General features: G+C 57.5%; 12 protein-coding genes. 8 read left to right on the forward strand and 4 right to left on the reverse strand.

The annotated features are described in order from the left end of the window. Positions 1-70: 70 nt before the first annotated feature. Positions 71-1,120 (reverse strand): AI-2E family transporter, encoded by a 1,050-nt coding sequence (locus GM298_RS20910; protein ID WP_045286765.1) that lies wholly within the window; start codon positions 1,118-1,120, stop codon positions 71-73. 145 nt (positions 1,121-1,265) lie between these two features. On the opposite strand from GM298_RS20910, the gene GM298_RS20915 reads away from it, so the two are divergent. Next, positions 1,266-2,483 carry an MFS transporter gene (locus GM298_RS20915; RefSeq protein ID WP_266155200.1) on the forward strand — a complete coding sequence of 406 codons (1,218 nt, stop codon included), beginning with the start codon at positions 1,266-1,268 and terminating at the stop codon, positions 2,481-2,483. 4 nt (positions 2,484-2,487) lie between these two features. On the opposite strand, the gene GM298_RS20920 is transcribed toward GM298_RS20915, so the two are convergent. After that, positions 2,488-3,045 (reverse strand): DcrB family lipoprotein, encoded by a 558-nt coding sequence (locus tag GM298_RS20920; protein WP_025759642.1) that lies wholly within the window; start codon positions 3,043-3,045, stop codon positions 2,488-2,490. A 72-nt stretch (positions 3,046-3,117) separates the two neighbouring features. Further along, entirely contained in the window at positions 3,118-3,783 is a 666-nt protein-coding gene (locus tag GM298_RS20925; RefSeq protein WP_045286763.1) for a 7-cyano-7-deazaguanine/7-aminomethyl-7-deazaguanine transporter, read from the reverse strand. A gap of 167 nt (positions 3,784-3,950) precedes the next feature. Here GM298_RS20925 and tusA point away from each other — a divergent pair, with 167 nt between their 5' ends. Beyond that, complete coding sequence (gene tusA, locus GM298_RS20930) at positions 3,951-4,193, forward strand: sulfurtransferase TusA (protein WP_045286762.1); 243 nt, start codon at positions 3,951-3,953, stop codon at positions 4,191-4,193. Positions 4,194-4,297: 104 nt separating this feature from the next. Here the strand turns inward: tusA and yhgN are convergent, their stop codons facing one another. Then, positions 4,298-4,891, reverse strand: a complete 594-nt coding sequence (gene yhgN / locus GM298_RS20935) for an NAAT family transporter YhgN (RefSeq protein ID WP_025759646.1) — start codon at positions 4,889-4,891, stop codon at positions 4,298-4,300. Positions 4,892-5,068: 177 nt separating this feature from the next. Here yhgN and asd point away from each other — a divergent pair, with 177 nt between their 5' ends. The 6 genes from asd (at position 5,069) to glgP (ending at position 15,771) form a co-directional block, all read left to right on the forward strand. Next, positions 5,069-6,172 carry an aspartate-semialdehyde dehydrogenase gene (gene asd / locus GM298_RS20940; protein ID WP_025759648.1) on the forward strand — a complete coding sequence of 368 codons (1,104 nt, stop codon included), beginning with the start codon at positions 5,069-5,071 and terminating at the stop codon, positions 6,170-6,172. Positions 6,173-6,402: 230 nt separating this feature from the next. Beyond that, positions 6,403-8,589, forward strand: coding sequence for a 1,4-alpha-glucan branching enzyme (gene glgB, locus GM298_RS20945; protein WP_045286853.1), 2,187 nt, complete (start codon positions 6,403-6,405; stop codon positions 8,587-8,589). Then, complete coding sequence (gene glgX, locus GM298_RS20950; protein ID WP_266155204.1) at positions 8,586-10,559, forward strand: glycogen debranching protein GlgX; 1,974 nt, start codon at positions 8,586-8,588, stop codon at positions 10,557-10,559. The genes glgB and glgX overlap by 4 nt, the downstream gene beginning before the upstream one ends. A gap of 17 nt (positions 10,560-10,576) precedes the next feature. Beyond that, entirely contained in the window at positions 10,577-11,872 is a 1,296-nt protein-coding gene (gene glgC / locus GM298_RS20955; protein ID WP_008503066.1) for a glucose-1-phosphate adenylyltransferase, read from the forward strand. Beyond that, positions 11,872-13,305 (forward strand): glycogen synthase GlgA, encoded by a 1,434-nt coding sequence (gene glgA, locus GM298_RS20960; protein ID WP_025759652.1) that lies wholly within the window; start codon positions 11,872-11,874, stop codon positions 13,303-13,305. The genes glgC and glgA overlap by 1 nt, the downstream gene beginning before the upstream one ends. Before the next feature lie 18 nt (positions 13,306-13,323). Beyond that, positions 13,324-15,771: a glycogen phosphorylase gene (gene glgP, locus GM298_RS20965; RefSeq protein WP_025759653.1), complete on the forward strand. Its 2,448-nt coding sequence runs from the start codon at positions 13,324-13,326 to the stop codon at positions 15,769-15,771. The last annotated feature ends 106 nt before the right edge of the window (positions 15,772-15,877 follow it).

Raw genomic sequence — 15,877 nt, forward strand, 5'->3', positions numbered from 1 at the left:
CGCAAAGTTGCGCGGCGAAACCATTACTATAATCCATTGACCCCAGGAATGGCTAACCAGACGAGAGCGCTTACCCGGGCAACCGGCTTTTCGGTCGTCCCGGCCCAAGCAGAATGGCCAGCTTGCTGCCGCCTTTGGTGGTCTCCATCCAGATCTTACACACGCTGGTGAGCGGGACTGACAGCAGCATCCCGACCGGACCCAGCAGCCATCCCCAAATCAGTAAAGATAAGAACACCACCAGCGTCGACATTCCCAGCCGGTGGCCCATCATGCGCGGCTCAAGAATATTCCCCAGCACCATGTGCACCACGAGGAACAGCGCCCCCACCAGCATGCACTCGTAGAAGCCATTAAACAGAAACGCCTGAATCATCGGCGGTACGGCGGAGAGCACCGCGCCAATATTGGGCACGTAGTTCAGCAGAAAGGCCAGCACGCCCCACATCAGCGCGAACTGCACGTCCATCAGCATCAGCCCCAGCCAGACAATGATCCCGGTCCATACGCTCAGCAGCGTTTTCAGCGCCAGATATTTGGAGACGCCCTTTAGCGCCCGGTGTAAGCCGGCAATGTGGATCTGGGGATTATTCAGCGCAAAACGCAGCTTATAGGGGACGTGGCGCACTTCGAACAGCATAAACACCACCGTCATGACCAGCAGCAGAATGCTGGCCATCGCCCCGGAGAGGCCCGTCATCAACGTGGTGGCGTAGGTCATGACTTTCTCTGAATCCATCCTGCGCAGCATCCGTTCGGGTGAGATATGCAGATTCAGAAAGGGGACCATCTCCTGCAGCGCCACGATCTTCCGCGTTAGCTCTTTGTTGTACTGCGGCAGCATCGTGGAGAACTCGCTCAGGGAGGCCGCCAGCACGCCGAAAAGCGCCGTCAGGGCAATCAGCATCACGATAACCACGATGGTAATGGCCACCGGGCGGCTGACGCCCCGGCGTAAAAACCAGGTCACCAGCGGGTTAAGCACGATGGCAAAAAAGAGCGCCAGCAGGAGCTGGACAATAATGTCGGCGGCGGCATGGATACCCGCAAGGATAACCACCAGACAGGCGAGTTTTAATAAGATATGGAGTCCAGCTTTGTCGGACGGATTAGGGGTCATGCGTGTTCCTTTATGTGGTTGCCCGTTAAGTGTAGTGCGCGGCATCCGCCTCGTCTGGCACCGTTAATCTGAAAAGTCGCTGCTGATTTTCTGTTGGCGTCGTGGTAATAGTGAAACACTGTTGCAAAATTCCAGGTAAAACCCCATGCCCGAACCTGCCGCTGAACCGGCGCAGAGCGGACTGCGCCTCAATCTGCGCATCGTGTCCGTCGTGATTTTCAACTTTGCCAGCTATTTGACCATCGGCCTGCCGCTGGCGGTCTTGCCGGGCTATGTCCATGACGTTATGGGCTTCAGCGCATTCTGGGCGGGGCTGGTGATTAGCCTGCAGTATTTCGCCACGCTCCTGAGCCGCCCGCATGCCGGGCGCTACGCGGACCTGTTCGGTCCAAAAAGCATCGTGGTTGTCGGGTTGTGCGGCTGTTTCCTGAGTGGGCTGAGCTACCTGCTGGCTGCCACAACCAGCCACTGGCCGCTGGTCAGTCTGGTGTTGCTCTGCCTGGGCCGCGTCATCCTCGGCATTGGGCAAAGCCTGGCGGGCACCGGGTCAACGCTGTGGGGCGTGGGGGTGGTCGGTGCGCCGCACATTGGACGGGTGATCTCGTGGAACGGCATTGTCACCTACGGCGCAATGGCGCTGGGCGCCCCGCTTGGGGTGATGTGTTATGCGTATGGCGGTCTCTACGGGCTGGCGGGCACCATCATGCTGGTCGCGCTGGTGGCGATCCTCTTTGCCCTGCCGCGCCCGAAAGTCAAAGCCAGCAAAGGTAAACCACTGCCGTTCCGGGCGGTGCTCGGGCGGGTCTGGCCATACGGGATGGCGCTGGCGCTGGCGACCACCGGCTTCGGGGTCATCGCCACCTTCATTACCCTGTTTTACGATGCCAAAGGCTGGGACGGCGCCGCCTTTGCGTTAACCCTGTTCAGCTGTGCGTTTGTGGGCGCGCGGTTACTTTTCCCTAACGGTATCAACCGTCTGGGCGGGCTGAACGTGGCGATGATCTGCTTTGCGGTGGAGATGGTTGGCCTGCTGTTGACCGGCATAGCCATGGCACCATGGGTCGCGAAAGTGGGCGTCTTCCTTGCGGGGGCGGGCTTTTCACTGGTCTTCCCGGCACTGGGTGTGGTGGCAGTTAAAGCCGTGCCGCCGCAGAATCAGGGGGCGGCGCTGGCGACCTATACGGTATTTATGGATATGTCATTAGGCATTACCGGCCCGCTGGCGGGTCTGGTGATGGCCTGGGCAGGCGTACCGGTTATCTATCTGGCCGCGGCGGGTCTGGTGGTGATTGCCTTGATGCTGACATGGCGGCTAAAAAAATGGCCCCCGGTGCAGGCACCGGAGGCCACGTCATCATCGTGAAGCGTTACTGGATCACGATGGTGTTAATGATGTTTTCCGCAGCCGTTTGCGCTTTCTGCTGATCTTCCGCTGGCAGGGTGATCTGCAGGGTCAGCAGTTTGTTATCGACCTTGCCCAGCACAACAGAAGAGTATGCGGTCTGGCCTTTTGCAGAGATGATGCTGTCCAGCTGTTGCAGCGTGTGGCCTTTCAGTTCGATGGACTTGTTGGTGACCACCTGCAGCTGCGGATCGCGGCTGCGCTGCTGATCTTCCAGGCGTTTGGACAGGACGGCCAGGTCTTCGCTGGTGTCGTCGCCCACAATCACAATGACCGCTTTCTGACCGGTTGCGTCGGAGTAAACGTGCATATTGTTCGCTTGCGTACCCAGCTTGCCGCTCTGGTCAGTCATATCGGCTGGCAGAGAGAAACTGAGTTTGCCATCCATCAGATTCACCGGCTGACCGGTTGCGTTGCTCTCAGCGGATGCACCCTGAGCAGGCGTTTTCGTGTCGCTGTTATCACAGGCTGCAAGACCCACAACCAGCAGGCCAATCCCGACATATTTAACCAGATTGCGCATTGACTTCTTCCTTTCGATAAACGGCCATAACGGCTCATTCGCTCATCTTATCACAACTGATAAAGCGAACCTTTAACCAGCCTGTAATGCTGTGATTTCAGATTTATCTGCCAGCCTTTTCAGCAGCATATTCAACAGGACGCCGTACATGGGCAGGAAGAAGACAATGCTGATGAGCACCTTGAAGCAGTAGTCCACCAGGGCGATCTCCATCCAGTGTTCGGCCATAAACGCATCCGGACTGTGCCAGAAGGCGATGAAGAAGAACGCCAGCGTATCGCTGACGTTGCCGAACAGCGTCGAGGCGGTGGGGGCCATCCACCAGCGATGATTCTGACGCAGGCGATTAAACACATGCACGTCGAGGATCTGCCCCAGCGCATAAGCCATAAAGCTTGCGGTGGCGATACGGGCGACAAACAGGTTGAAGTGGGTCAACGCCTCAAAGCCCTGCCAGCTTCCCATATAGAACAGGGAGGAAATCACGTACGAGATGAACAGCGCCGGAAGCATGACGGCAAAAATAATGCGTCGGGCCAGCGGTGCGCCAAAGATACGTACGGTTAAATCCGTGGCGAGGAAAATAAACGGAAAACTGAACGCGCCCCAGGTGGTGTGAAAACCAAAAATGGCGATCGGGAGCTGCACCAGATAGTTGCTGGAGGTGATCACCAGCAAATGGAAAAGCGAAAGCCAGAACAACGCTTTTACGCGCTGTGATTCAGAAAACTGCGTCATATTGTGACCTTTTTATACGTTGGGGTGAGGGAACCCAATAAAAACCGCAGAATGATACTGCTTTGGCGGGACATTGCAATGGTTAGTTTTTACGCAATCGTTAACCTGGTTTGCATTGACTGCCACGGGGCGTAAACTACAGCCGTTTTTACCTGACCGAGAAGATCATGACCGACCTGTTTTCCAGCCCAGACCACACCCTTGACGCCCAGGGCCTTCGCTGCCCGGAACCGGTAATGATGGTACGTAAAACCGTGCGCAACATGCAGACCGGGGAAACGCTGCTGATCATCGCCGACGATCCGGCAACGACCCGCGATATCCCCGGGTTTTGTACCTTTATGGAGCATGAGCTGGTGGCACAGCAGACCGACGCGCTGCCGTATCGGTATTTGATTCGTAAGGGTTAAGTGGGCTGCCCTCTGCGGCCTGATGCCCTCACCCCGGCCCTCTCCCACGGGGAGAGGGAGCAAACACTAAAAACGGCAATCTTTGATTGCCGTTTTGCGTTTACCTAGCCTTTCATCCACGTCCGGATCCCGTCCAGGAACATCTGCGTTGCCATCATCACCAGAATCAGCCCCATCAGACGCTCCAGCGCATTCACCCCTTTCTCGCCCAGCAGGCGCAGGAACAGCGACGACTGCAGCAGGATAATAAATGTCCCGCCCCAGGCGATCAGTAAGGCAATCACCAGATGGCTCATCTGATTGGGATACTGATGCGACAGCAGCATCAGCGTGGCCAGAATGGTCGGTCCGGCAACGAGGGGGATCGCCAGCGGCACAATAAACGGCTCTTCACCGGCGGGCAGGCCGCTGCTGCTGCCTTCCGCGCTCGGGAAAATCATCTTAATGGCAATCAGGAACAGAATAATCCCGCCGGAAATCGAAACGGTTTCGGCGCGCAGGTTCAGGAACGCGAGGATCTTTTCACCGGCAAACAGGAAGATAAACATCACCAGCAGGGCGATAAGCAGCTCGCGGATCATGATCGCGCGGCGGCGCTTTGGCTCGGTATGCTTTAGCACCGACATGAAGATCGGCAGGTTTCCCAGCGGATCCATTATCAGGATCAATAAAACCGCGGCGGAAATGATTTCACTCATGTAAATTATCCCTGAAACTCTCTATGGTTATTATGATGATTAGCTCTTTTTCTGATAGCCGGGCAATCATCGATTAATTTCGCTTGCGACTTTGGCAGCATTTTGTAATGTGAAGCATATCCCAGTTCAATACTGGCTTGCACAATCAGCACACACCCCTTGCAGGAAAAAAATGCTATGAAAAACGTTGGTTTTATCGGCTGGCGCGGTATGGTCGGCTCTGTACTCATGCAACGCATGGTTGAAGAGCGCGATTTCGACGCCATCCGCCCGGTCTTCTTCTCCACTTCCCAGCTTGGCCAGGCTGCGCCGTCCTTTGGTGGTTCCACCGGTACGTTGCAGGATGCTTACGATCTGGAAGCGCTGAAGGCACTCGATATTATTGTGACGTGCCAGGGCGGCGATTATACCAACGAAATTTATCCGAAGCTGCGTGAAAGCGGCTGGCAGGGCTACTGGATTGACGCGGCCTCGTCGCTTCGCATGAAAGACGATGCCATTATCATTCTCGACCCGGTTAACCAGGGCGTGATCACCGAGGGCCTGAACAAGGGCGTGAAAACCTTTGTCGGCGGTAACTGTACCGTCAGCCTGATGCTGATGTCCCTCGGCGGCCTGTTCGCGCAGGACCTGGTGGAGTGGGTCTCCGTGGCGACCTACCAGGCGGCGTCCGGCGGCGGTGCGCGTCATATGCGTGAGCTGCTGACCCAGATGGGCCAGCTGCATAACAGCGTCGCGACCGAGCTGGCCAACCCGGCGTCCGCGATCCTTGATATCGAGCGTAAAGTCACCCAGCTGACCCGCAGCGGCGAGCTGCCGGTGGATAACTTTGGCGTACCGCTGGCCGGTGGCCTGATCCCGTGGATCGACAAACAGCTGGATAACGGCCAGACCCGCGAAGAGTGGAAGGGCCAGGCCGAGACCAACAAAATCCTCAATACCGCGAACACCATTCCGGTTGACGGTCTGTGCGTGCGTATCGGCGCGCTGCGCTGCCACAGCCAGGCCTTCACCATTAAACTGAAAAAAGATGTGTCTATTCCGACCGTGGAAGAGCTGCTGGCCGCGCACAACCCGTGGGCGAAAGTGGTGCCAAACGATCGCGATATCACCATGCGTGAACTGACCCCAGCAGCCGTAACCGGCACGCTAACCACGCCGGTTGGCCGTCTGCGCAAGCTGAACATGGGGCCAGAGTATCTTTCCGCATTCACCGTGGGTGACCAGCTGCTGTGGGGTGCCGCCGAGCCGCTGCGCCGTATGCTGCGCCAGCTGGCGTAATAATTTGTTAACTACCGGGGGTGATTTTCACCCCCTTTTTTTGCGTACTACAGGGAGTAAAACGCAGATGTCTTATTTTTTATCAGGAGTCATGTAGAGCGTTGGCTATGCTTTAAGGAAGAGTCATTTCTTACCTGAGGTTAGGACGGGCTGACAGGATGCTCGTTCAGGTCACATTAAAGTCGTCCCGGGCGCTAAAAAGGACGACATAAAAAAACAGGATGAATACCATGTCCGATCGTATTTCGAGAGACGTGATTAATGCGCTTATTGCGGGTCATTTTGCCGACCCCTTTTCTGTGCTAGGGATGCACCGTACTGAGGCCGGGCTCGAAGTCCGTGCGTTGTTACCGGATGCGACGGAAGTCTGGGTGATTGAACCCAAAACCGGCCGCAAGGTGGGTAATCTGGAATGCCTCGATTCGCGTGGCTTCTTCTCAGGCGTCATGCCTCGTCGTAAAAACCCCTTTCGTTACCAGCTCGCCGTCATCTGGCACGGCCAGCAAAACCTGATTGACGACCCCTATAGCTTTGGCCCGCTCTTAAAAGAGATGGACGCCTGGCTGCTGTCCGAAGGGACCCATCTGCGTCCTTATGAAACGCTGGGTGCCCATGCGGATACGATGGATGGGATCACCGGCACGCGGTTTGCCGTGTGGGCGCCCAATGCCCAGCGGGTCTCCGTGGTGGGGCAGTTCAACTACTGGGACGGGCGTCGTCACCCGATGCGCCTGCGCCGGGAAACCGGCATCTGGGAGCTGTTTATCCCCGGGGCGCACAACGGGCAGCTCTATAAGTTCGAGATGATCGATGCCAACGGTAAGCTGCGCATTAAATCCGACCCTTACGCCTTTGAAGCGCAGATGCGCCCGGACACCGCCTCGCTGATCTGCGGCCTGCCGGAGAAAGTTGTGCAGACCGAGGAGCGCAAACAGGCCAACCGCTTCGATGCGCCGATCTCCGTCTATGAGGTGCATCTTGGCTCCTGGCGTCGCCACACGGATAACAACTTCTGGCTGAGTTACCGCGAGCTGGCGGACCAGCTGGTGCCGTACGCCAAATGGATGGGCTTTACCCACCTTGAGCTGCTGCCAGTTAACGAACACCCGTTCGACGGCAGCTGGGGCTATCAGCCTACCGGGCTGTATGCGCCAACGCGCCGCTTCGGCACGCGTGATGATTTCCGCTATTTCATCGATGCCGCGCACGCCGCCGGGCTGAACGTCATCCTCGACTGGGTGCCGGGCCATTTCCCGGCGGACGATTTCGCGCTGGCCGAGTTTGACGGCACAAAGCTGTACGAGCACAGCGATCCGCGCGAAGGCTATCACCAGGACTGGAATACGCTGATCTACAACTACGGTCGCCGTGAAGTCGCGAACTATCTTGTCGGGAACGCGCTGTACTGGATCGAGCGCTTCGGCATTGACGCCCTGCGCGTGGATGCGGTGGCGTCGATGATTTACCGCGACTACAGCCGCAAAGAGGGCGAGTGGATCCCGAACGAATTTGGCGGCCGCGAAAACCTGGAAGCGATTGAGTTCCTGCGTAACACCAACCGCATTATTGGCGAGCAGGTTGAGGGCGCGGTGACAATGGCGGAAGAGTCGACCGACTTTGCTGGCGTCTCCCGTCCACCGTCAATGGGCGGTCTGGGCTTCTGGTACAAGTGGAACCTCGGCTGGATGCACGACACGCTCGACTACATGAAACTCGATCCGGTTTATCGTCAGTATCATCACGATAAATTGACGTTCGGGATGCTCTACAACTACACCGAAAACTTCATGCTGCCGCTGTCGCACGATGAGGTGGTGCACGGTAAGAAATCCATTCTCGACCGCATGCCGGGCGACGCGTGGCAGAAGTTTGCCAACCTGCGCGCCTACTACGGCTGGATGTTTGCCTTCCCGGGTAAAAAACTGCTGTTTATGGGCAATGAGTTTGCCCAGGGACGCGAGTGGAACCACGATTCCAGCCTCGACTGGCATCTGCTGGAAGGGGGCGATAACTGGCATCACGGCGTGCAGCGTCTGGTCCGTGACCTGAACCTGACCTACCGCCATCACAAAGCGCTGCACGAGCTGGACTTCGATCCTTACGGCTTTGAGTGGCTGGTGGTGGATGACCATGCGCGCTCGGTGTTTGTCTTTGTGCGTCGTGACAAGGCGGGTAACGAGATTATCGTCGCCAGCAACTTCACGCCCGTTCCGCGCCACCATTACCGCTTCGGCATTAATCAGGCGGGTAAATGGCGCGAAATCCTCAACACCGACTCGATGCATTACCACGGCAGCAACGCCGGTAACGGCGGGCTGGTACAGAGCGATGCCATCGAAAGCCACGGGCGGCCAAACTCCCTGAGCCTGACGCTGCCGCCGCTTAGCACTGTCTGGCTGGTGCGGGAGGGCGAATGACGCAGCTTACGGCAGGTAAACCCGAACCGCTCGGGGCGAGTTTTGACGGAAAGGGGGTCAATTTCACCCTCTTTTCCGCCCATGCTGAGCGGGTAGAACTGTGCGTGTTTGACGGTGAAGGTAACGAGCACCGTTATGATTTACCTGCCCGCACCGGGGATACCTGGCACGGTTACCTGGCCGGAGGTCGGCCAGGGTTGCACTATGGCTTTCGCGTGCACGGTCCGTGGGAACCCGCGCAGGGACACTGGTTTAACCCTGCGAAGCTGTTGATTGACCCGTGCGCGCACCGCGTGGACGGTGAATTTAAAGACGACCCGCTGTTCCACGTGGGCTACGGCGAGCCCGACCACCGCGACAGCGCGCCCGTCGCGCCAAAAAGCGTGGTGGTGAACGATCTCTATGACTGGGAAGACGATGCCCCGCCGCACACGCCGTGGGGCAATACCGTCATTTATGAAGCCCACGTCAAAGGGCTGACCTACCTGCACCCGTCGATCCCCAAAGAGATGCGCGGCACCTATAAGGCGCTTGGGCATCCGACGATGGTCGCCTACCTGAAACATCTTGGCATTACCACCCTGGAACTGCTGCCCGTCGCCCATTTCGCCAGCGAGCCTCGCCTGCAGCGGCTGGGGCTGAGCAACTACTGGGGCTATAACCCGCTGGCGATGTTCGCGCTTGAGCCGCGTTATGCCGTCCATCCTGACAAGGCGCGGGACGAGTTTCGCGACGCGGTGAAGGCGCTCCATGCGGCGGGTATTGAGGTCATTCTGGACGTGGTGCTGAACCACAGTGCGGAAAGCGATCTCGACGGCCCGACGCTCTCCATGCGCGGAATTGATAACCGTAGCTATTATTGGATCAGGCAGGATGGCGATTATGAGAACTGGACCGGTTGCGGTAACACCCTCAATCTCAGCCATCCGGCGGTCACGCATTTTGCGTATGAATGCCTGAAATACTGGGTAGACACGTTCCACGTCGACGGTTTTCGTTTCGACCTCGCGCCCGTCATGGGGCGCACGCCGGCATTCAGCCAGCAGGCGCCGCTGTTTGAGGCGATAAAAAACTGTCCGGTGCTCTCGCAGGTCAAGCTCATCGCGGAGCCGTGGGACATCGGTGAAGGCGGCTATCAGGTCGGGAATTTCCCGCCGCTGTTTGCCGAGTGGAACGATCATTATCGCGATGCCGTGCGCCGCTTCTGGCTGGAGCGGAATCTGTCGCTGGGGGAATTTGCCGGACGCTTTGCCGCATCCAGCGATCTCTTTAAGCGTGACGGTAAACGCCCGTCAGCCACCATCAATCTGTTAACGGCGCATGACGGTTTTACCCTCAGGGACTGCGTTTGTTTCAATCAGAAACACAATGAGGCAAACGGCGAAGAGAATCGCGATGGCACTAACAATAACCATAGCTTTAATCATGGTATAGAAGGATTAGGCGGAAGTCTGGATGTTATCGAGCGGCGACGCGCCAGCGTACATGCGCTGCTGACAACGCTTTTATTGTCGCAGGGCACGCCGATGTTGCTGGCCGGCGATGAGCATGGCCACAGCCAGCACGGTAACAACAATGCGTATTGCCAGGACAACACCTTAACCTGGCTCGACTGGGGAGAAGCGAACAGCGGTTTGATCCACTTCACCGCGGCGCTGATCCATCTTCGCCAGCACATTCCCGCACTGACTGCTGACCGCTGGTGGGAAGAGGGTGACGGAAACGTTCGCTGGCTGAATAAAGACGCGCAACCGTTAAGCGCGCAAGAGTGGCAACACGGTGTACCCCGCCTGCAGATCCTGTTGTCGGATCGCTGGCTGGTCACGCTGAACGCGACGGATGACGTCGCAGAGATTGTTTTACCTGACGGGGAATGGCGCGCCGTTCCCCCCTTTGCCGGAGCGGATAATCCGGTAGTAATGGCTGTCTGGCACGGGCCTGCGCACGGAGTGTGCGTATTCCAAAGATGATAAAAAAGGAGTTAGTCATGGTTAGATTAGAGAAGAACGATCCCTTAATGTTGGCACGCCAGCTACCATTAAAAACGGTTGCCCTGATCCTTGCGGGTGGGCGTGGTACCCGTCTGAAAGATTTGACCATCAAGCGCGCCAAACCGGCTGTTCACTTTGGTGGTAAGTTCCGCATTATCGACTTTGCGCTCTCCAACTGCCTGAACTCAGGCATTCGCCGCATTGGCGTCATTACGCAGTATCAGTCGCACACGCTGGTTCAGCATATCCAGCGCGGCTGGTCATTCTTCAGCGAAGAGATGAACGAGTTTGTCGATCTGCTTCCTGCTCAGCAGCGCGTTCACGGGGAGAACTGGTACCGCGGCACGGCGGATGCAGTGACGCAGAACCTCGACATCATTCGCCGCTATAACGCGGAATACATCGTGATCCTCGCCGGGGACCATATTTACAAGCAAGATTACTCCCACATGCTCATCGACCACGTCGAAAAAGGGGCGCGCTGCACCGTGGCGTGTCTGCCGGTGCCCGTTGCTGAAGCGACGGCGTTTGGCGTGATGCACGTGGACGCGGACGACAAAATCATCGACTTCGTTGAAAAACCGGCGAACCCGCCAACCATGCCGGGAGATGACACCAAATCCCTCGCCAGCATGGGGATCTATGTCTTTGATGCCGATTATCTTTATGAGCTGCTGGAAGAAGACGACAAAGACGAAAATTCTAGCCACGACTTCGGTAAAGACATCATTCCGAAAATCACCAAAGCTGGCATGGCGTATGCACATCCATTCCCGTTGTCCTGCGTGCAGTCAGACCCGAATGCGGAACCTTACTGGCGCGATGTGGGAACGCTGGAAGCGTACTGGAAAGCGAACCTTGATTTAGCCTCCGTCACGCCTGAGCTGGATATGTACGATCAAAACTGGCCGATTCGTACGCATATGGAATCGCTGCCGCCGGCCAAATTCGTTCAGGACCGCTCCGGTAGCCACGGTATGACGCTGAACTCGCTGGTGTCCGGCGGGTGCATCATTTCAGGCTCGGTGGTGGTGCAGTCGGTACTGTTCCCCCGCGTGCGGATAAATTCATTCTGTAATATCGATTCGGCAGTCTTGCTGCCGGATGTCTGGGTAGGGCGTTCGTGTCGTCTGCGTCGTTGCGTGATCGACCGTGCCTGCGTCATCCCTGAAGGGATGGTCATTGGGGAGAATGCGGAAGAAGACGCGCGTCGTTTCTACCGTTCGGAAGAGGGGATCGTGTTAGTCACACGGGAAATGTTGCGGAAGCTGCAAATCAAACAGGAGCGATGATGCAGGTTTTACACGTATGTTCTGAGATGTTCCCGTTATTAAAAACGGGCGGTCTGGCAGATGTACTTGGTGCATTACCGGCGGCGCAAATCGCCGGAGGCGTGGATACCCGAGTCCTGCTGCCCGCCTTCCCGGATATCCGGCGCGGTATACCTGATGCGAAAGTGGTGACCCGCCGTGACACGTTTGCCGGACGCATTACCCTGCTGTTTGGGCATTACAACGGTGTAGGGATCTACCTGATCGACGCGCCACACTTATACGACCGACCGGGCAGCCCGTATCACGATACGAACCTGTTCGCCTATACCGACAACGTGTTGCGCTTTGCGCTGCTTGGCTGGGTCGGTGCAGAAATGGCGACGGGGCTGGATCCGTTCTGGCGCCCGGATGTCGTGCATGCGCACGACTGGCACGCCGGGCTGGCCCCGGCATACCTGGCCGCTCGCGGTCACCCGGCGAAATCGGTCTTCACCGTGCATAACCTGGCCTATCAGGGGATGTACTATGCCCATCACATGAGTGAAATCGATCTGCCATTATCGTTCTATAACATGCATGGGCTGGAATTTAACGGGCAGATTTCGTTCCTGAAAGCTGGGCTCTATTACGCCGATCATATTACCGCCGTGAGCCCAACCTACGCCCGCGAAATTACCCAGCCTGAGTTTGGCTACGGTCTGGAGGGGCTGTTGCGCCAGCGCCATCGTGAAGGGCGCCTGTCGGGCATTCTGAACGGCGTCGACGAACAGATCTGGAGCCCGGAAACCGATCTCCTGCTGGCGTCGCGCTATGGCCGTGATTCGGTGGAAGACAAAGCGGAAAACAAACGCCAGCTGCAGATTGCGATGGGCCTGAAGGTTAACGACAAAGTGCCGCTGTTCGCGGTAGTGAGCCGCCTGACCAGCCAGAAAGGGCTGGATCTGGTGCTGGAGGCGCTGCCTGGTTTACTGGAGCAGGGGGGACAACTGGCCCTGCTCGGGGCGGGCGACCCGGTGCTGCAGGAAGGTTTCCTGGCCGCCGCCGCGGAACATCCGGGGCAGGTGGGCGTGCAGATTGGTTATCACGAGGCGTTTTCGCACCGCATTATGGGCGGCGCGGACGTCATTCTGGTGCCGAGCCGTTTCGAACCCTGCGGCCTGACGCAGCTCTACGGTCTGAAATACGGCACCCTGCCGCTGGTACGCCGCACGGGCGGGCTGGCGGATACGGTATCCGATAGCTCTCTGGAAAACCTGGCGGACGGTATCGCCAGCGGGTTTGTCTTTGAGGACAGTAATGCCTGGTCGCTGCTACGGGCGATTCGGCGTGCTTTCGTCTTGTGGTCCCGTCCATCGCTGTGGCGTTACGTCCAACGTCAGGCGATGTCCATGGACTTTAGCTGGCATGTCGCGGCGCAGTCGTACCGCGATCTTTATCAACGCTTGATGTAACGAGGCGAAGTTACTGATATGAACGCTCCCTTTAGCTACTCTTCACCCACGCTCAGCGTTGAGGCGTTAAAGCACTCCATCGCCTACAAGCTGATGTTCACCATCGGGAAAGATCCGGTTATCGCCAACAAGCACGAGTGGCTGAACGCCACCCTGTTTGCGGTGCGCGACCGCTTAGTGGAACGCTGGCTGCGCTCAAACCGCGCCCAGCTCTCGCAGGAAACGCGACAGGTTTACTACCTGTCGATGGAATTTTTGATTGGCCGCACCCTGTCCAATGCGCTGTTGTCGCTCGGTATTTATGACGACGTCAAAACCGCGCTGGAAGAGATGGGGTTAGATCTGGAAGAACTGATCGACGAAGAGAACGACCCGGGCCTCGGTAACGGCGGTCTGGGGCGTCTTGCCGCCTGCTTCCTCGACTCGCTGGCGACGCTGGCGCTGCCGGGCCGCGGCTACGGTATTCGCTACGACTACGGCATGTTCAAACAGAATATCGTCGACGGGCGCCAGAAAGAGTCACCGGACTACTGGCTGGAGTACGGTAACCCGTGGGAGTTTAAACGCCACAATACGCGTTACAAGGTGCGTTTTGGCGGGCGTATTCAGCAGGAAGGGAAAAAATCCCGCTGGGTGGAAACCGAAGAGATCCTGGCCGTGGCCTACGACCAGATTATCCCCGGCTACGACACCGATGCCACCAACACGCTGCGCCTGTGGAGCGCGCAGGCCAGTAGCGAAATCAACCTCGGTAAATTTAACCAGGGTGACTACTTCGCGGCGGTGGAGGATAAAAACCACTCCGAGAATGTGTCCCGCGTGCTGTACCCGGACGACTCGACCTATTCCGGTCGCGAGCTGCGCCTGCGTCAGGAATATTTCCTCGTCTCCGCGACGATTCAGGATATCCTCAGCCGCCACCATCAGCTGCACAGAACCTACGCCAATCTGGCGGAGAAAACCGCGATTCACCTCAACGACACCCACCCGGTGCTCTCCATTCCGGAACTGATGCGCCTGCTCATTGACGAGCATAAGTTCAGCTGGGACGACGCCTTTGAGGTGACCTGCCAGGTGTTCTCGTACACCAACCACACGCTGATGAGCGAAGCGCTGGAGACCTGGCCGGTGGATATGCTGGGCAAGATCCTGCCGCGCCATCTGCAGATCATCTTTGAGATTAACGACTACTTCCTCAAGACCCTGCAGGAGCAGTACCCGAACGATACTGGCCTGCTGAGCCGGGCATCCATCATTGATGAATCCAACGGCCGCCGCGTGCGCATGGCATGGCTGGCGGTGGTGATCAGCCACAAGGTGAATGGGGTATCTGAGCTGCACTCAAACCTGATGGTGCAGTCGCTGTTTGCGGACTTCGCGAAGATTTTCCCGACGCGCTTCTGCAACGTTACCAACGGCGTTACGCCGCGCCGCTGGCTGGCGCTGGCTAACCAGCCGCTTTCTGAGGTGCTGGACGAGAATATCGGCCGCACCTGGCGTACCGATTTGAGCCAGCTGAGCGAGCTTGAACAGCATATTGATTTCCCGACGGTGAATAAGGCCGTGCGCGAAGCCAAGCTGCTGAACAAAAAACGGCTGGCGGTCTGGCTGGCGCTCCACCTCAACGTGGTGGCCAACCCGAAAGCGCTGTTCGACGTGCAGATCAAACGCATCCACGAATACAAGCGTCAACTGATGAACGTGCTGCACGTGATCACCCATTACAACCGCATCAAGGCCGATCCAACGGCGGAATGGGTACCGCGCGTGAAGATCTTTGCCGGTAAGGCGGCCTCCGCCTATTACATGGCGAAGCACATCATTCATCTCATCAACGATGTGGCGAAGGTGGTAAACCAGGATCCGGATATTGGTGACAAGCTGAAGGTGGTGTTTATCCCGAACTACAGCGTCAGCCTGGCGCAGCTGATCATCCCGGCGGCGGATCTCTCTGAGCAGATCTCCACCGCGGGGACGGAAGCCTCCGGCACCAGTAACATGAAGTTTGCCCTCAACGGCGCGCTGACTATCGGTACCCTGGACGGGGCGAACGTCGAGATGCTGGAGCATGTGGGGGAAGAGAATATCTTTATCTTCGGTAATACGACGGAAGAGGTGGAGGCGCTGCGCCGGAAAGGCTACTCGCCGCGTGAATATTACGAAGAGGATGAAGAGCTGCGTCAGGTGCTGACGCAGATTGCGACCGGCGTGTTTAGCCCTGAGGAGCCGGGCCGTTACCGCGACCTGGTGGATTCGCTGATTAACTTTGGTGACCACTACCAGGTACTGGCGGATTATCGCAGCTATGTGGACTGTCAGGACAGGGTGGACGAGCTGTACCGTCAGCAGGAGAAGTGGACCAGTGCCGCGATGCATAACATCGCCAATATGGGGTATTTCTCGTCTGACAGGACCATCAAGGAGTATGCCGAGACGATCTGGCATATTGATCCGGTGCGGTTGTAAAAACAACCCCTCACCCTGACCCTCTCCCCTGTACGGTCCGGGGACATAGTGAACGCTTGTTCGGGGACATGGTAGACACTTACAACTAAGGCATAAGAACCCGTTT

The sequence above is a fragment of the Enterobacter sp. HSTU-ASh6 genome (genome assembly GCF_026319105.1).
GTDB classification, from domain to species: domain Bacteria; phylum Pseudomonadota; class Gammaproteobacteria; order Enterobacterales; family Enterobacteriaceae; genus Enterobacter; species Enterobacter sichuanensis.

What these genes read in the sequence shown, in the direction of transcription:
- GM298_RS20920 (WP_025759642.1), bottom strand. Translation starts at nt 3,045, where the DNA reads ATGCGCAATCTGGTTAAATATGTCGGGATTGGCCTGCTGGTTGTGGGT.
- glgX (WP_266155204.1), top strand. Translation starts at nt 8,586, where the DNA reads ATGACGCAGCTTACGGCAGGTAAACCCGAACCGCTCGGGGCGAGTTTT.
- glgB (WP_045286853.1), top strand. Translation starts at nt 6,403, where the DNA reads ATGTCCGATCGTATTTCGAGAGACGTGATTAATGCGCTTATTGCGGGT.
- GM298_RS20915 (WP_266155200.1), top strand. Translation starts at nt 1,266, where the DNA reads ATGCCCGAACCTGCCGCTGAACCGGCGCAGAGCGGACTGCGCCTCAAT.
- glgC (WP_008503066.1), top strand. Translation starts at nt 10,577, where the DNA reads ATGGTTAGATTAGAGAAGAACGATCCCTTAATGTTGGCACGCCAGCTA.
- tusA (WP_045286762.1), top strand. Translation starts at nt 3,951, where the DNA reads ATGACCGACCTGTTTTCCAGCCCAGACCACACCCTTGACGCCCAGGGC.
- glgA (WP_025759652.1), top strand. Translation starts at nt 11,872, where the DNA reads ATGCAGGTTTTACACGTATGTTCTGAGATGTTCCCGTTATTAAAAACG.
- asd (WP_025759648.1), top strand. Translation starts at nt 5,069, where the DNA reads ATGAAAAACGTTGGTTTTATCGGCTGGCGCGGTATGGTCGGCTCTGTA.
- yhgN (WP_025759646.1), bottom strand. Translation starts at nt 4,891, where the DNA reads ATGAGTGAAATCATTTCCGCCGCGGTTTTATTGATCCTGATAATGGAT.
- GM298_RS20910 (WP_045286765.1), bottom strand. Translation starts at nt 1,120, where the DNA reads ATGACCCCTAATCCGTCCGACAAAGCTGGACTCCATATCTTATTAAAA.
- GM298_RS20925 (WP_045286763.1), bottom strand. Translation starts at nt 3,783, where the DNA reads ATGACGCAGTTTTCTGAATCACAGCGCGTAAAAGCGTTGTTCTGGCTT.
- glgP (WP_025759653.1), top strand. Translation starts at nt 13,324, where the DNA reads ATGAACGCTCCCTTTAGCTACTCTTCACCCACGCTCAGCGTTGAGGCG.